The 15,437-nt window shown below is 63.1% G+C and carries 14 protein-coding genes; 9 read left to right on the top strand and 5 right to left on the bottom strand.

The window, feature by feature from the left end; genetic code table 11:
- Position 1: 1 nt before the first annotated feature.
- Positions 2 to 1,156, top strand: coding sequence for a flavodoxin-dependent (E)-4-hydroxy-3-methylbut-2-enyl-diphosphate synthase (gene ispG / locus VGG51_14195; protein ID HEY1884177.1), 1,155 nt, complete (start codon positions 2 to 4; stop codon positions 1,154 to 1,156).
- Positions 1,153 to 1,623, top strand: coding sequence for a copper amine oxidase N-terminal domain-containing protein (locus VGG51_14200; GenBank protein ID HEY1884178.1), 471 nt, complete (start codon positions 1,153 to 1,155; stop codon positions 1,621 to 1,623). The genes ispG and VGG51_14200 overlap by 4 nt, the downstream gene beginning before the upstream one ends.
- Positions 1,624 to 2,987: 1,364 nt before the next feature.
- On the opposite strand, the gene VGG51_14205 is transcribed toward VGG51_14200, so the two are convergent.
- Positions 2,988 to 4,514 carry an amino acid permease gene (locus VGG51_14205; protein ID HEY1884179.1) on the bottom strand — a complete coding sequence of 509 codons (1,527 nt, stop codon included), beginning with the start codon at positions 4,512 to 4,514 and terminating at the stop codon, positions 2,988 to 2,990.
- A gap of 27 nt (positions 4,515 to 4,541) precedes the next feature.
- Complete coding sequence (locus VGG51_14210) at positions 4,542 to 5,144, bottom strand: cob(I)yrinic acid a,c-diamide adenosyltransferase (protein ID HEY1884180.1); 603 nt, start codon at positions 5,142 to 5,144, stop codon at positions 4,542 to 4,544.
- 80 nt (positions 5,145 to 5,224) lie between these two features.
- On the opposite strand from VGG51_14210, the gene proS reads away from it, so the two are divergent.
- From proS to VGG51_14240, 6 genes are read left to right on the top strand one after another with little or no spacing between them, the layout of a single operon-like run.
- Positions 5,225 to 6,685, top strand: a complete 1,461-nt coding sequence (proS, locus tag VGG51_14215) for a proline--tRNA ligase (protein ID HEY1884181.1) — start codon at positions 5,225 to 5,227, stop codon at positions 6,683 to 6,685.
- Positions 6,669 to 7,232 (top strand): hypothetical protein, encoded by a 564-nt coding sequence (locus tag VGG51_14220; protein HEY1884182.1) that lies wholly within the window; start codon positions 6,669 to 6,671, stop codon positions 7,230 to 7,232. The genes proS and VGG51_14220 overlap by 17 nt, the downstream gene beginning before the upstream one ends.
- A gap of 9 nt (positions 7,233 to 7,241) precedes the next feature.
- Positions 7,242 to 8,498: a pitrilysin family protein gene (locus tag VGG51_14225; protein ID HEY1884183.1), complete on the top strand. Its 1,257-nt coding sequence runs from the start codon at positions 7,242 to 7,244 to the stop codon at positions 8,496 to 8,498.
- A 33-nt stretch (positions 8,499 to 8,531) separates the two neighbouring features.
- A complete protein-coding gene (locus VGG51_14230) occupies positions 8,532 to 9,416 on the top strand; it encodes a DUF2837 family protein (protein HEY1884184.1) in 885 nt (294 codons plus the stop codon).
- Positions 9,403 to 10,065: a hypothetical protein gene (locus VGG51_14235; protein HEY1884185.1), complete on the top strand. Its 663-nt coding sequence runs from the start codon at positions 9,403 to 9,405 to the stop codon at positions 10,063 to 10,065. The genes VGG51_14230 and VGG51_14235 overlap by 14 nt, the downstream gene beginning before the upstream one ends.
- 13 nt (positions 10,066 to 10,078) lie before the next feature.
- Positions 10,079 to 10,858, top strand: a complete 780-nt coding sequence (locus VGG51_14240; protein ID HEY1884186.1) for a hypothetical protein — start codon at positions 10,079 to 10,081, stop codon at positions 10,856 to 10,858.
- A gap of 41 nt (positions 10,859 to 10,899) precedes the next feature.
- On the opposite strand, the gene VGG51_14245 is transcribed toward VGG51_14240, so the two are convergent.
- The 3 genes from VGG51_14245 to VGG51_14255 are packed head-to-tail and all read right to left on the bottom strand — an operon-like array spanning position 10,900 to position 14,397.
- On the bottom strand, positions 10,900 to 12,495 hold the full coding sequence (locus VGG51_14245) for a glycosyltransferase family 39 protein (GenBank protein ID HEY1884187.1): 1,596 nt from the start codon (positions 12,493 to 12,495) through the stop codon (positions 10,900 to 10,902).
- Positions 12,492 to 12,866 carry a GtrA family protein gene (locus VGG51_14250; protein ID HEY1884188.1) on the bottom strand — a complete coding sequence of 125 codons (375 nt, stop codon included), beginning with the start codon at positions 12,864 to 12,866 and terminating at the stop codon, positions 12,492 to 12,494. The genes VGG51_14245 and VGG51_14250 overlap by 4 nt, the downstream gene beginning before the upstream one ends.
- A 7-nt stretch (positions 12,867 to 12,873) precedes the next feature.
- The gene (locus VGG51_14255) at positions 12,874 to 14,397 is read right to left on the bottom strand and encodes a mannosyltransferase family protein (GenBank protein HEY1884189.1); all 1,524 of its coding nucleotides are present in this window, start codon (positions 14,395 to 14,397) and stop codon (positions 12,874 to 12,876) included.
- A 52-nt stretch (positions 14,398 to 14,449) separates the two neighbouring features.
- Between VGG51_14255 and glpX the strand changes: the two genes are divergently transcribed.
- A complete protein-coding gene (gene glpX, locus VGG51_14260) occupies positions 14,450 to 15,433 on the top strand; it encodes a class II fructose-bisphosphatase (GenBank protein ID HEY1884190.1) in 984 nt (327 codons plus the stop codon).
- Positions 15,434 to 15,437: the final 4 nt, after the last annotated feature.

The following is a 15,437-nucleotide window of genomic DNA, read 5'->3' on the forward strand; positions in this document are numbered from 1 at the left end:
GATGCTGCGCGTGAGACGTAAGAGCAACCCGATCTTTCTGCAGAACAAGACCGGCAAAGCCGACGCGAAGAGCGTCTGGATCGGCGGCGACCATCCCGTCGCCGTGCAATCGATGACGACGACCGATACCGCCGACGCCGACAAAACGCTCGAGCAGATCTATGGGCTCGCGATGGAGGGCTGCGAGATCGTGCGGGTGACCGTCAAGGATCCGCCCGATGCCGCCGGCTTGCCGGCAATCGTCCACCGTTCTCCGGTGCCGATCGTCGCCGATATCCACTTCGATCACAAGATGGCGCTCGCAGCAATCGAGGCGGGCGTAGCAAAGCTTCGTCTGAATCCGGGCAACATCCGTGATCCCAAGAAGGTCGTCGAGGTCGTTACCGCAGCGAAAGCCAGAGGCATTCCGATCCGCGTGGGCGTCAACATGGGATCGCTCGCACCGGACCTCGAGAAATCGCTGGGACACACGGCCGAGGCGATGGTTCTATCGGCGCTGCGCCATGTCGAGATCCTCGAGGACCATGGGCACACCGAGATCGCGATTTCGCTCAAGGCGCACGACGTAGCGACGACCGTCGCGGCTTACCGTATGATGGACGCGCGTCTGCGTGAACGTGGAACGCCCTACGCGCTGCACCTCGGCATCACCGAGGCCGGACTGTTGCGCGACGGCACGATCAAATCGTCGATCGGCCTCGGCATTCTGCTCTGGGAGGGGATCGGCGATACGATCCGCGTCTCGCTGGCCGACGATCCGATCGAAGAAGTGCCGGTCTGCTGGGGCATCCTCAAGTCGCTCGGCCTGCGGGAGAAGGGCTTCGAGATTACGGCCTGTCCGTCGTGCGGGCGCGCAGAGATCTCGGTGCTCGAGCTGGGGCGCGCCGTCGAGGCGATCGCGAAATCGTACAGTGCACCGGTGAAAGTGGCCGTCATGGGCTGCGTCGTCAACGGGCCGGGTGAGTCAAAGATGGCCGACGTCGGCGTCGCCGGCGGAAAAGGCAAAGGCGCGATCTACCGTGCCGGCGAGCTGGTCGGTACGTACCCAGAGAGCGAACTGCTCGGCATGCTGCGTCTCGAAATCGAAAAGGTCATCGCCGAGAAATATCCCGCCTACGCCGGAGAGATCGGCGAGGCGCGGGGAGCGGCCGTGTGATACACCGCGCGAGCGAGCTGTATGCGGGTCTGCGCTGGCAGAGTCTCGTCATCGTTGCGCTCTGCGCGCTGGCAATCTCGTGCGTGCTCGCCTTTTCGACGCCGATCGCGATGTTCGTCGACGGGGAGCGTGTCGATAGCGACGTCGCGCCGGTCACGACGGCCAGCGAGCACGCCTTCGTGCCGCTGCGCTCGATCGCCGACGCGCTCGGCGCCGAGACGGTGGTCGACAAGCCGGGTGTGATTACCGTTACGCTCGGCGACCAGAGCCTGCGCCTGCGGGTCGGCGATATGCACGCGAAACTCAACGGCATGCCGCTCACCCTCAAACGCGCCCCTTTTCGCGTCCGCGGGCGCGTGCTGGTCCCGATCGATGCGATCGCGAGCGCGCTCCACGTTCATGCGACCTACGATCCTCGAACGGCGCGGATAGAAGTGCGCACCCCGGGCATCGGCCAAGTTCCTTAGGGGTCTGGATTTAGCCTCAGTCGTTGTCGCCGCAGGGCTCGGTTACGCAATAGTAAACTTCGCCCTGCGGCTCCTAGACTGGGGGAGTATAGAACGCACAAACGAAACGGAAATCTCATCGTATGCAAAACGAGAGGCTTGGAAAGCGGGCACTTACGTACTTTCCAGTATGGGCGACGGCGCTTCTCTGGACGGTGTTCTATTCCGAGGGCGCTGGTTTCGGTGCGGCAACGTACAGAAATGAATGCGTGCATCGCCAACTAGGGGGATTGTGCCCGCTAGTATACCACGCATTGTTCCCCCCGCACATAGCTGTGTCAGCGTTCATAGGTAATGTTGTGTCCCTCTGGGTCGACGGGATCTACGACGTTGGTTTTCTGTTCGCGATTATCGTGTGCATCAGCCTCTTACTTATTGCGAGTCGAATGAGTCGGTACGTAGCGGAACGTGCCTTCTCTTGGCCGGCCATGGTCCTCGGCTGCATATGTTTTGGATTTATTGGCTACTTCTACGAGATCCACCAAACATTGAATACAGGCGAAGCGCGCGTGCCGATGCTCTAGACGAGCGCGTTCGGCCCTGCTCCCCGCCGGAACTGGCAGCGTCGGCGCCGAACGCCACTTAGCTGTTCCTTTGGGGCTTCCGGAGGTACGGCAAGGTGAAGATTTCAGGTTGTAGCCGCCACACAATCATTGCAGGCGTCGCGACCGCGTCGGCTACGATTTTCCATCTGCCGCGGTCGCTCAGGTCTCTCCGCAGCCACCAACGACCACGTCGGCGAGCAATGGGTTGAGCATTTCGTGGCCGTCTCATATTGACATCGCATCGTCGTCCCTTGCGGACTTTAATCGATTCAATAAAGATGTTGGGACATTTGTCGTCTTCGTCAGGTGCGACGGAACAAAATCTGCGATCATTCCACCTACGCCCGACATCGATGATGCCCTGAGGTCTAGCGTTCAGAACTTCCTGAGCGATGCTCAGGTCACAGCCGGCTCAAATTGCCAAAATGAAATGTTCCTCGTGGGCTTTCACGTACCAAGTGGAGTTATGACGGGGTCGAGGTATCTCTGCCGCGCAGATAGCCCCGCCCCGCGATCGCAGAGGCGTTGCGTGTCGCTTGGCCGCTGGAGGGGTGCACGCCGCGTCCTCGCACTGCAACTGCGAGGCGCCACGCGGCGCGGCGGCTCAGCTCGCAGCGTGCCCGCAGTTTAGCAGCCTAGATCGATCAGCCGCGATCGGCTAGCCCTGACCCGCCGATGTAAGCGCCGCGATCCAAGCGGCTAAACTGCCCCATAAAGCCGAGCTGCGTTCGAAGCGTTTCATTTCCTCAATTGCCGCGGTGCCTGGAAAACGCGAGCCCTTCACGCGTATTCGCTGATGCCGGCGGGCTCTTCGACGGGCACGACGTCGGCCGGATTCGATTTGCGGAAGCCGTACGAGAAGAAGAAGACCAGGCCGACGACGAGCGCGAGGACGAACCACGTCCAGGTCGCGCGCGAGAGCCCGAAGACGGCTAAGAAGAGCGAGAAGACGATGCCGAGGATCGGGAAGAGCGGGACGAACGGTACCCGAAAGCTTCGCGGAAGATCGGGCTTCCGGTGGCGCAGATAGAGCACGCCGCCGCACACGACAGAAAACGCAATCAGCGTGCCGATGTTGACGAGGTTGAGCAGGTTGTTCAGCGGCACGATGAGCGCCAGAAATGCGACCGCCACGCCGGTGATGACCGTCGTTACCAGCGGTGTCTTGAAACGCGGGTGAACCGCCGCAACGATCGGCGGCAGCATCCGGTCGCGCGCCATTACGTAAAAAATCCGTGACTGTCCGAGCAGCGAGGCCAGCGCGACGCTCGTCGTACCGGCGAGAACACCGATCGTGATCACCCAGCTCAGCACCGGAATATGCAGCGGCGCAAGCGCATAGACGAGCGGATTTTTGATCGGAACCTGGTTCCACGGCACTGCCCCTACGAGGACGACCGCCGTCGCGCAGTAGACCAGCGTGCCGATCGCGAGCGCGCCGATGACGCCGACGGGAATGTCGAACTGCGGGTTCTTGCATTCTTCGGCGGTCGTCGTCGCCGTATCGAAGCCGATGTAGCTAAAAAAGACGTAGGCGCCGATCGCGATGATCCCATAGGGCTGGGCCGAGGACGAGTAATCGGCCATTCCTCCGAAAGGCCTCAGGCTTCCCCATCCAATTGGGTTGAAGTTGTGCAGGTTCGCGGCGTGAAATAGAAAGAATCCGGCGATGACGAAGACGACCAGGGCTGAGATCTTTAGAACGACGAAGATGTTGTTGATCGTCGCCGATTCGCGAATGCCCACCGAAAGCAACGCCGACAGACAGAGCACGAAGATCGCCGCGACCACGTCGAACTGCGAGTGGAAGACGTCCCAATTCGTCGGCAGCCACCACGCCCCATGGACGATCAAGTTCGACTGCTGCGCCCAGGCCGGCAGCGAGAGCCCGGCGCTCTTGGCAACGTCTTGAATTGCGGCGGAGAACTGCTGCGCGACCGGAGCGGCGCTGATGCCGTATTCGAAGATCAGGGCAAAGCCGATGATCCAAGCGAAGAGCTTGCCCATCGTCGCGTACGCGTAGGTGTACGCGCTGCCAGCAACCGGCACCATCGCGCCGAGTTCGGCGTAGCAGAGGGCGGCGAAGAACGAGGTTAGGCCCGCCAGCAGGTATGAGACGATGACCGCGGGGCCCGCCCCTTTCACACCGGTTCCAATCGTCGTGAAGATGCCGCCGCCGATCATCGTTCCAAGCCCGATCGAGATCAGGTCTTTGGCCGTCAGGGCGCGGCGTAGGATTTTACGCGTGCCCAGCTCCCGCAGCTTTTCAACGTCGGTCGTAGCGAAGAGCGCCGAGAAAAACGACATTCCGCGGTCGGTTCGCCCCCTTAGCGCTCAGGCCTCCGGCGGCCGGCTTGCCGGATTCCAGATATGTTCGGGCTCGCCAAGCGCGTCGTTGATCCAGCGCGCCCAGACAAAGAGCGCGTCGGAGAGCCGGTTGAGATAACGCAGCGAGTCGGACGAAATACCTTCGCCTTCCTCGAGCAGCGCGACGACGAGCCGCTCGGCGCGCCGACAGATCGTGCGTGCGACGTGAAGCTGCGCGCCCGCCGGCGCACCGCCGGGTGAGATAAAGTTTGCGAGCGGCGCAAGGTCGCGCTGGGCTCGATCGATCGCGTGCTCGAGCGCCGCCGAATCCTCCGGCCCGACCCGAGGCATCGAATCGCGCAGATCCCCGGGAAGCGTGGCGAGCTCGGAGCCTAAATTGAAAAGCACGTCTTGGCTCCACGCGAGCCAAGCGTCGAGCGCGACCGCCCGCTCGAGGCTTTTTGTCAGCGGGCGCAAGGCCGCGCGCGCGACGCCGATCGCGCTGGAGAGTTCGTCGATGGTGCCGTAGGTCTCGATGCGGGGAGCGCGCTTGCTGACCCGCTGGCCCCCGACCAGGCCCGTCGAGCCGCCGTCTCCGGTACGCGTGTAGATTCGGGTGAGCTTCGGCATTTTGGTGCTATTGCGAGCCCACGCGATGGATATCCCCGCGCGAAGGCTGTTTGAGCGTTCCAAGCGAAACGGGGCCGGTCATGTCCGAAGCGCTCGCTGCCGGCGCCGTTAAGGAGATTCCTCCGAAAAGCGCCGATCTTTCAGCCTGGTACACGGCCGTGTGTCTGCGGGCGCAGTTGGTTTCCTATTCACCCGTGCGCGGCTGCGTCGTGCTGCGACCCTACGGGTTCGGCCTCTGGGAGAACCTCCAACGGGAACTCGACGCGCGCTTCAAGGCGACCGGGCACGAGAATGCTTATTTCCCGCTGCTGATTCCCGAGAGCCTGCTCGTGAAGGAGGCCGAGCACGTCGAGGGCTTCGCCCCGGAGGTGGCGTGGGTCACGCAGGGCGGCAGCGAAACGTTGACCGAGCGTCTTGCGATCCGTCCAACCTCGGAAGCGATGATCGGCACGATGTACTCGCAGTGGATCGAATCGTACCGGGACCTGCCGATTCTCATCAATCAGTGGGCGAACGTCGTTCGTTGGGAAAAGGCCACGCGTCCGTTTCTGCGCACGATGGAGTTTCTCTGGCAAGAGGGGCACACGGCGCACGCCGACGCGCGGGAAGCGCGTGAGGAGACGCTGCGCATTCTCGATCTCTACCGAGACTTTGCCGAGAACGTCGCCGCGGTGCCGGTCTATGCCGGCGCAAAGAGTGCGAGCGAACGCTTTCCGGGGGCGGTCGAGACCTTTTCGATCGAGGCCCTGATGCCCGACGGCAAGGCACTGCAGTCGGGTACCTCCCACGACCTGGGACAGAACTTCGGCAAGGCCTACGACATAAAATTCGTCGACGCCGATCAGGCGATCAAGTTTGCGTACACGACGTCTTGGGGCGTTTCGTGGCGTATGATCGGCGCTTTGATCATGGTGCACGGAGACGACCGCGGGCTGCGTATACCGCCGAAGATGGCGCCGATCGAGGCGGTGCTCGTGCCGATCGTTCGTTCCTCGGACGACCGCGCGATCGCGGTCTGCAACGCGCTCGCCCAGACGCTCGCCGCGGCGGGGCTGCGGGTGCGCGTCGATGCGCGCGACGCTCAGCCCGGCTGGAAATACAGTGAGTGGGATCTGCGCGGGGTGCCCATCCGAATCGAGATCGGTCCGCGCGACGTCGACGCGCAGACGGCCGTGCTGGCGCGCCGCGATCGCGAGAGGGGCGATCCGGATCAGCGGCGCAGCGTGGCGTTGGGCGAGATCGTTCCCGTCGTGCGCGCGCTGCTCGGCGACATCCAAGACTCGCTCTACCGGCAAGCCAAAGACTTTCTCACCTCGCACACGTTTGCGACGAAGGATCGCTCCGAGTTTCTCGAGCTGTGCTCGACGAAGGCCGGCATGGTCGACATTGCGTGGTGCCAACGAGCGGAGTGCGAAGCCGAGGTAAAGCGCGCGACGACCGCGACCACGCGCGTTTTGCACGCCCTCGATCCGGGCGACACGATTTGCATCGCCTGCGGCGAACCGGCGAAGGTCAGAGCCTATTTTGCGCAGTCTTACTGAGCGGCTTGCGCTGGGTGCGCTGGCGGCCGCGTTCTGCTGGGCAGCGGTGAGCGCCGTCGCGCTTGCTTACGAGCCGACCGTTGCCGATCTCGACGCGCAAGCGCGCGCCGCGGGAAACCGCAAAGACATCGCCGAGCACATCGGGGTAGCGCTCTTCAGTACGCAGTGGTCGGCCGAAATCAGCCAAGTCTCCGCCAACGAGATGGGCAAGCACCTCATCGTGGGCATCCGCATCTGGGGAGTGAAGTTCCACCGCCCGTTGAGCCGTGAGGAGTTCGTCGACGAGGTTGTCTCGATTACCGAACGCGTCTTCGCCGCGGCGCCCAACACTGAAGAGGTGGATTTTTGGGCGAGCGTTCCGATCGTCGTCGGTAAAGACGTAGTGGTGAACGGCGACCTTGCGAGGCCGACGACCAAGACGGTCTTTGCGCTGACCGTTGCCCGCCAGGAGAGCGAGCAATCCCTGCAGCAGCGCGCGCTGCGGACCAGCGACGGCGTGTACTGGGACGAAGAGTGGGTCGGCGAAGCCCTTCGGCCGGCCGCGTAACGCCCGCCGATGTATAAGAAGACAACGCTCCCTAACGGCATACGTGTTCTCACGGAGACGATGGCGGGCTTTCGGTCGGCGACGGTCGGAATCTGGGCCGACGTCGGATCGGCCTCCGAACCGCACCAGCGCCGCGGCATCTCCCACCTCGTCGAACACATGCTTTTTAAAGGAACGCCCCGTCGAAGCGCCCGCCAGATCGCCGAGACCATGGACGGCGTCGGCGGCAACCTCAACGCCTTCACCGATAAAGAGACGACCTGCTACTACGCAAAGGTCATCGATCGCCACCTTCCGCTGGCGCTGGACGTTTTGGCCGACATGTTTTTGCACTCGACGTTCGACCCCGCGGAGCTCGATAAAGAGCAGAAGGTCATCCTCGAAGAGATCAAGATGTACGAGGACGCACCGGACGAGCTGATTCACGACATTTTTCTGCAGACGATGTGGAGCGGTTCGAATCTGGGCGAGCCGACGATCGGCTTCGCCGAGACGGTCGTCGCAATAACTCCCGACGACCTGCGCGCGCACATGCGGGCGCACTACGCGCCGAACTCGGTTATCGTGGCGGCGGCGGGAAACGTCGAGCACGAGCGTTTCGTGGAGCTCGTCGACCAGGAGTTCAAAGAGTTTGCAGGCACCAGCATCGCCTCTACGCCCGAAGAGCCCGCTACGACACCCGGCCGCCACGTTCGCGAAAAAGACAGCGAACAGGCTTACGTCGTCTTGGGGACGCGCGGGGTCACGATCCGCGACGAGCGGCGGTACGCGCTCTCGGTGCTGGACACGGTGCTCGGCGGGGGCATGTCGAGCCGGCTCTTCCAAGAGATTCGTGAGAAACGCGGCTTGGTCTACAGCGTTTATTCGTTCCAGGCCGCCTACCGCGGCGCCGGGTTATTCGGGATCTACGCCGGCACGTCGCCCGGCAACGTCCAGTCGTGCGTGGATCTGGTCGTCGCCGAGTTCGATCGCGTCAAGGCCGAGCCGATCGGCCCCGACGAGTTTGTGCTCGCGCAGGAGCACGTCAAAGGGAATTTGACGCTGTCGCTGGAGTCGACTTCGAGCCGAATGATTCGCCTCGGCCGAAACGAGCTCGCACTCGGGCGATACGTGAGCACCGAAGAGGTCGAACGGCGAATCGACGCGGTCACTCCGCAAGAGGTTGCCGAGCTCGCGCGCGAGATCCTTACGGACGAGAACTTTGGGCTCGCGATCGTCGGGCCGGTCGACGAGCTCGAGATCAACTTCCGCGTCGACGCGGCGTAACGTGCCGGGACGGGACGCAAGGTTAGCCGATAGGTGCAGCACGCAGTAGCACTCGTCCCGCAGCTATGGTCCGGGAAGCTCGTTGGGGCGATGGTGATTACGTTCATCGTCCAGGGCGTAACGATCGGTGCGTACTCAGCGAGGCTCGCCGGCGTTCAGACCAAGCGCATCGCGACCTCGATCTCGCTCTTCAATCTGCTCGTCACGACCGGCCGGCTCGCAAACTTGTTCATGGGCTTCTTCGTCGGGCCCCTCTCCGATGAAGCCGGCAACGCCGTTGGACGGCTGCAGGCGCATCCCACCGCTGCCGCCGCCTGGGAGCAGGTCTTCACCACTCAGCTGCGCTGGATCGTGCTGGCCGGCACCGTCGGCATGGCCGCCTTCGCGATGCTTTTGCCGATGTTCACCTACCTATTTCGCCGCGGCGTGCACTCGTTCGAAGCGCGCGGCTCGGTACCGCACTCGCTGGCGCGCTTGGCCTCGCCGCGAGTTCTGCGCGAGGTGGTGCGTTCCGAACGCCTGCCGACCCTTGCGCAGGTGCGAACCTTCGACTGGCGAGTTCTCCCCAAACGCCTGTTGATCTTCAACACGATCGTGATGTGCGTCTATTCGGTCGGCGTCCAGGCCTCGTTCTTGGCCTCGGTGCTCGACGTGAACGTCGCCCGAACGGCGATCACCCTCTCGGGAATCGTCAACGGAATTGGAACGATCGCCTTTACGCTCTTCGTCGACCCGACGTCGGCGATGATCACCGACCAGGCGATCCACGGGAAGCGAACCGTCCAGGAGGTTCGCTCGATGGTGTTCTATTTGACGCTGACGGCCATCGTCGGCTCGCTGCTTTCGCAGGCGATCCTGTATCCGGCCGCAGTCATTATCGAGGTGGTCTCCCGATTTGCAGCACATGTTCATATATAGGCGCCTGACGGCAGCAGCGGCGCTCTGCGGCGCGTTGACGCTCGCCGGCTGCGCGGGTTCGATCGAGCGGTGGATCGCCGATACCCGCATTCACCAAGGGGACGTCTCGATCACCCACGGAGACGCGCGGGACGCCGAGCTCTCCTACGGGCTGGCGCTGCGCGTTGCGCCCAACGACGCCCGCGCCCGCGCCGGCTACGTCGAAGCGGCTGCCAGTCTCGCCCGGCAGCAGTTCAGCAAGGGAAACTTCGACGATGCGCTGGCAACAGTCAACAGCGGGCTCGCAATGGATGCGCAGAGCGCACCGCTGGCGGCGTTGAAGGTGACGATCGAGCAGGCCAAGCTCAAACGGGAGATCGTTATCTCGAACTATCCGACGTTTCGGACGGCGGCGTCAGAGATTCGGCATGCCTATCAGCAGCTCAACGTCGCCAATGCCCTGCTCCTGCGGGACCTGCGCCGCTTCGGTTACACCTTTGATACCGACGATCTTTCGCAGGCGATCAAACGCAGCTACGCGCTGCAGCTGGAGGTTGCCAAGAACACGAACCGCCTGATCGCCTACCGGCAGCTGGTCTCGTCGGGCCTGCCCGAAGTGCCGTCGCAGTCGACAACGTTCGGCGCAGCCTCGCTGCTGCCGCTGCCATAAGCGAAGGCGTTCGATGATCGCCTGGTTCGAATCGCTCCCGACGCTGCTCGCCGGCGCGCTCATCGTCGGCGGCTTCGTCGCCTCGTGTCTGGTCATGGGGTATCTCGTCAACCGGTTCACCTCGCAGACGGTGCGTGAGGCTCACAACGACCGAGCCGGGTTCATTCTGGCGGTGATCGGCGTCATCTACGCCGTCCTGCTCGCCTTCGTCGCGATCGGCGTATGGGAGCGCTTTCAAGAGGCCGAAGTGCGAAGCTACGACGAGGCGGGGTCGCTGGCGACCGTTTATCGCGGCTCGGACTCGTTTCCCACGGGCGCACACCTGCGCGCGATGATGCGGTCTTACGTGCACTCGATCATCGACGTCGAGTGGCCGCTGATGCGGCGCGGCGACGACACCGAATTCTCGACCCGGTTGCCGGAGATGGTCGATAAGTACGTCCGCAGGTTGCCGGTCGCGTCGACGGGCCAGGCGGACGTGCACGCGCAGATGATCGCCTCGATGGAGGCGGCATTGATGGATCGACAGACGCGTTTGACCATCGACTTCATCGGTATCAGCGGCATCATGTGGTTCGTTCTGATCGCCGGCGCCTACGTTACGGTCGCATTCACGTATCTCTTCGGATTCGAGCGTACGATCATGCAGCAGCTGATGGTTGGAGGCTTGAGCCTGATCATTGGGCTAGTGCTCTTTTTGGTCTTGGCGCTCGATTATCCGTATCGCGGCGGGATCGCCGTCCAGCCGCACGCCTTTCGCGCGCTGCTCGAGGGATGGAGTGAGGGTTTTTGAAGCTTTTCGCGAATTGAGTTGCTTGGGGGTTTGCGGTTTGGTTAGGTGCTGGGGATGGTGCAGACGTTGTGGGCGGTGAGGAAGGCGCGGCCGTGGCCCGCGCGTTCGGCCGTGCGGAAGGCTCTCCAGAACGCCTCTGCGTTGGGAACGAGGCGATCCGGCGAAGTCTGATAGACGCGCCAGCCGCCGTACTCGACGACCGGGAAGCGCGCTAGCCAGGCGCAAAGCTCGAGATTGCGGCGCAGGCGCCGGTCTTCGATCGAAACGAAGTAGCGCGCACCCTTGCGGATCGCGCTCTCTTCGTCGAACGGCGTCCACACGATCGGATCCTCTTCCCAACCGAAGCGATTGAGATAGTATTGTACGTCCGGCCCGTAGTGGCCGATGACGACGAGCGCATCGCGCGGCAACGCTTCGTTGAGCGCCAGCGCGTTGCGATACGCGGCGGCGTTATAGTCGTAGTAGGCGGCAACCGATGTCCGGCCTCCGAGCGCCACCGCGCCGACGAGCGCCACGAGCGCGAGCAATGCGTAACGCACCGTTGGGGCCGCGTCGACGCCCCGCACGAGCTCGACTACTCGTCCGAACAGGCCGCCGATCGAGAGCGCACAGAGCGGCAGGAGCGGATACATGTAGTAGTCGACGCGCTCGACCGTAACCACGACGAAAACGTAGAGCAGGCCTCCCCCGAGCCAAGCCCAGAGAAATGCTCTGCTGCGTGCCCGAACCCAGGGGAGCGCGGCGAAGGCGGCGATTGAGAGCAGGAACGCGACGCCTCCGAGCATCGTATCGCGAAGCATTCCCAACACGATCCGAAAGTTCGTAAGCTTCCCAGCGAACGCGGAGAGGCCGGTCAGCGCCGCCTTCAAGGCGGGGAGAACGTGAAGCTTGGTTATGCCGCTTGCCCAGTGCCACTCCGCATAGGAGGCAACGCGCCGGTCGTACAGCCAGAAGACGAGAAGGGGAAGAACGAACAGAATTGCGGTCTGGATCACCGGCGTTTTCTTGCCGGCGTGGACGCGCTGCCATACCAGGGCGATGAGGGGCGCGATCCCCAGCATCGCAACCGGCTTGGCTAAATACGCGAGCGCGAGCAGCGCGGTCGTCCACAGGACATCGCCCCATTCGAGCTTGTCGCGGTCCAAAAGCGTGCGCGCAGCCGCATACAAAGCGGCGGTCAGGAAAAACACCATCGCGCAGTCGGGAGTAAAGGTGCGGCCGTAGTAGACGCTGCCCGGGAAGACCGCATAAAAGAAGCCGGCCGCGAGCCCGGCAATCGCGCTGCCAAAGAGCCAGCGGCCCAGGAGCGTCACGATCGCGACCGTAGCGAGGCTGAATCCCAGGGTAATGAGCCGCCCGAAGATTTCGTGAACTCCGAAGAGCTTGTAGAGCGAGGCCGCCAAGAACGGGACGATTTGCAGTTCGAGCTCGACGTAGTTCGGCGGCGGCCCGTTATACGTCGTCTGCGGATACATGATGTTGAATTGGTAAAGGGCGAAGTTGCGCGCGATCCCCGCGGTATCGCCCTGGCGCCAGCCCGGGTGGTCGAGGATCGGGTTGCCGATGCCGTGCAGCCGCAACGCCAGCGCCAGCAGCAAGAGTACCGCCAGGCTGCCGTACCAGTACGCGCGCTTCAATTCAGGTGCCGGAACGTCCAGTATTTGTTGATGAAGAAGTTGACGAACATGCCGGCGAGCGTCGCGACGAGCCAGGTCGTCGTGAAGTGACGAATGTTGAAGTGCTCGGCCAATGCAAAGACGATCCGGCCGAAGATCAGGGCGATCGCCGAGACGGTGAGGAACTGCAGCCCTTCGACGAACGGATTGCGGCGCGAGCCGAACGTCCAGATCCGGTTGAAGATATAGTTCGAAACGCCGCCGACCATGAAGCCGATGGCGAAGTCGGCGAACCACGACAACGCGGTCGTCTTTTCCAGCACGTGAGCGATGACGAAGTTGACGAGCGTCCCGGATGCGCCGACGATGCCGAACTTGACGAACTGGCGCACGCCGCGCCTACGCAACCCAGTACCAATCCGCGAAGAGGACGGTAAATAGCCCCAGAAGGGGGAGCGAGAAGGCGAGGATCACGTTGTTGACCCATGGTCGCTCGCCCCAGCGGGCGAGAATCGCGAACATCGGAAAGAGGACCAGGGCGAAGCGCGGCATCGACATCAAGTTCGATGTGGACATCGGGACGAGGATCGAGAGCGCCATGTAGGCGATGTAGGAGGGCCGCAGGCTGTGCCAGCCCGCAACGAGCACGCCGATCATCAGCACCGTGAAGGCGACCTCCAACGATTGATTCGCGACGTTCTGCGCCCCGGCGCCGTGCGCCACAATCTTGCCGAACGCGTTGATCAGGCTGACCCACGGCGGCGCGAAATGCCGGTTCCAATGAATCTGGACGTGTGAGAAATAGAGCGGGTCGGCGCGCAGCACCCAGAGGTACGCCATGTAGAGTGCGAGCCCAAGCGGGATCAGCACGGCGGCGAGCAGATTGACGATCGTCGCCTTGGCATCCGATTCGTGCGCGGTCGCCCACTCCATGACGAACGGGACGAGCAGCAGGACCCCTTCGACGCGCGTGAGCGCGGCGAAGAACCCGAGTGCGCCGGCGACCCACCACATTCGAGCCCGCATGTAGTAGAACGATGCAACGGTGAGCATGAAGAAGAGCGACTCGGTGTAAACGGCGGCGAAATAGACCGCCGTCGGAAAGATCGAGACGTAGAAGATCGCGCGCCGCGCGACCGCGCGGTCGTATTCGTGCTCCAGAAGCTTATACAGGTAGAGCAGGCCGAAGAAGAAGGACGCGTTGGAGATCAGCAGGCCGGCAATCAGGTGGTTTCCGGCCAGTGCGCCGAAGATTCGTATCAGCAGCGGATAGAGGGGGAAGAACGCCATGTCCGTTCCGCGATACCCCTGCGTCGCGATGTCCAAGTAGTGCACCGCATCCCAGCGTCCCCAGACCGCAAGCAGCATGTGCGAGGACTCCTGGACGTGCGTGCCGGCGCGTTGGCCGATGATGACCGCCGCCAGTTCGGCAATGACGATGATCGCCAAGCGCGTTGCCGCGAAGTCGATCAGGACCTCGCGGACCGTCTGGTTGAAGCGCGCCGCGATGAGGATTTTTGCCGTGCAGGAGAGGGCCAACGCGATCAGCAGGAGACGCGCGCCGTGCGTCAGTTCGGAGGCGAAGACAAAGGTCAGCCAGAGCAGCAGAAACGGCAGCCAGGTCAGCGCATCGTAGCGCAGCGAACGAACGAGCGTTATCCCGGCGCGATGCGCGAAGTAGCTGGAATAGGCAGCCCAGAGCGCAGTGGCGAGAAGCACGCCGCCGACGATTCCGGCGATCAGACCGGCCTCGCCGATCGCCCCGTGGTGATGCGGAACGACGACCGCGTACCAGGCGAAGAACCCGAGGGAAAGGCCCGCAAGCGCGACCGCCCAGAGCGACGGCCAACCTGCACTGATTACGTCAGCGAACTGCGAGGATCGTCGCTGTACGGGCTGTGAGAGATCGGTACCCGCGAACACGTCCGAACGTGTTTAACAGGAAATAAGGCGCTTCCCTTGCAAGCCACTGAGAATGGCTCCCTCCATTCTGCGGGCGAGGTTGGAAAGCTCGGTTGATACGCTCGACTTCGTCAAGGTAACAGAGAACGGCGCGCTGGCGGCTTCACGCTGGATGGGCCGAGGCGAACGCGAGGCTGCCGACGGTGCGGCCGTCTCAAAGATGCGTGAGTCGCTGGGCGAGATGGAGATCGCCGGCCGAATCGTCATCGGCGAAGGAGAGCGCGACGAGGCGCCGATGCTGTACATCGGCGAGAAGGTAGGCAGCGGCGGCCGTGAGGTTGACATCGCCGTCGACCCCGTCGAAGGAACGAATCTCGTCGCGAATGGGCTGCCCAACGCGATCGCGGTCATGGCGATTGCGGAGCGTGGCGGTCTGCTGCATGCGCCGGATACGTATATGCGCAAACTCGCGGTGGGCCCGAAGGCGGCCGCCTACGTGCACATCGATGCGCCCGTTAGGGATAATCTCGAAGCCGTCGCGAACGCGCTCGAAAAACCGATCAACGATGTCTGCGTGATCATCTTGGACCGCCCGCGGCACGCGGAGCTCATCAAAGAAGTCCGCGCCGCGGGCGCACGCATCCGGCTGATCTCCGACGGAGACGTCGACGCTTGCATCGCCACGGCGATCGAATCGACGGGCATTCACGTCGCGATGGGCACCGGCGGCGCTCCCGAGGGGGTGCTGGCCGCCGCGGCGATCAAGTGCCTCGGCGGAAATTTTATGGGCCGTCTTTCGCCGCGGAACGAAGAAGAGGCTTCGCGAGCCGAAGCGATGGGCTTCGGCAACCTCGACCGCGTGCTCGAGCTCGACGATCTAGTAAAGAGCAGCGACGTCATCTTTTGCGCGACCGGCATTACCGACGGCGACCTCGTGCGCGGCGTCCGCTTCTTTGGCAATCAAGCACGAACGCATTCAATCTTAGTGCATTCCGGCGGGACGGTGCGCTTCATCGAATCGACGCATCGGCTCGGCGCTCGGCCGGCCGGACGCTAAGGAG

This window comes from Candidatus Cybelea sp. (assembly GCA_036489315.1).
GTDB lineage: Bacteria > Vulcanimicrobiota > Vulcanimicrobiia > Vulcanimicrobiales > Vulcanimicrobiaceae > Cybelea.

Bases quoted from the DNA above. Each gene is read 5' to 3' on its own strand.
- ispG (HEY1884177.1), top strand. From the start codon at position 2: ATGCTGCGCGTGAGACGTAAGAGCAACCCGATCTTTCTGCAGAACAAG.
- VGG51_14205 (HEY1884179.1), bottom strand. From the start codon at position 4,514: ATGTCGTTTTTCTCGGCGCTCTTCGCTACGACCGACGTTGAAAAGCTG.
- VGG51_14210 (HEY1884180.1), bottom strand. From the start codon at position 5,144: ATGCCGAAGCTCACCCGAATCTACACGCGTACCGGAGACGGCGGCTCG.
- proS (HEY1884181.1), top strand. From the start codon at position 5,225: ATGTCCGAAGCGCTCGCTGCCGGCGCCGTTAAGGAGATTCCTCCGAAA.
- VGG51_14225 (HEY1884183.1), top strand. From the start codon at position 7,242: ATGTATAAGAAGACAACGCTCCCTAACGGCATACGTGTTCTCACGGAG.
- VGG51_14235 (HEY1884185.1), top strand. From the start codon at position 9,403: ATGTTCATATATAGGCGCCTGACGGCAGCAGCGGCGCTCTGCGGCGCG.
- VGG51_14240 (HEY1884186.1), top strand. From the start codon at position 10,079: ATGATCGCCTGGTTCGAATCGCTCCCGACGCTGCTCGCCGGCGCGCTC.
- glpX (HEY1884190.1), top strand. From the start codon at position 14,450: ATGGCTCCCTCCATTCTGCGGGCGAGGTTGGAAAGCTCGGTTGATACG.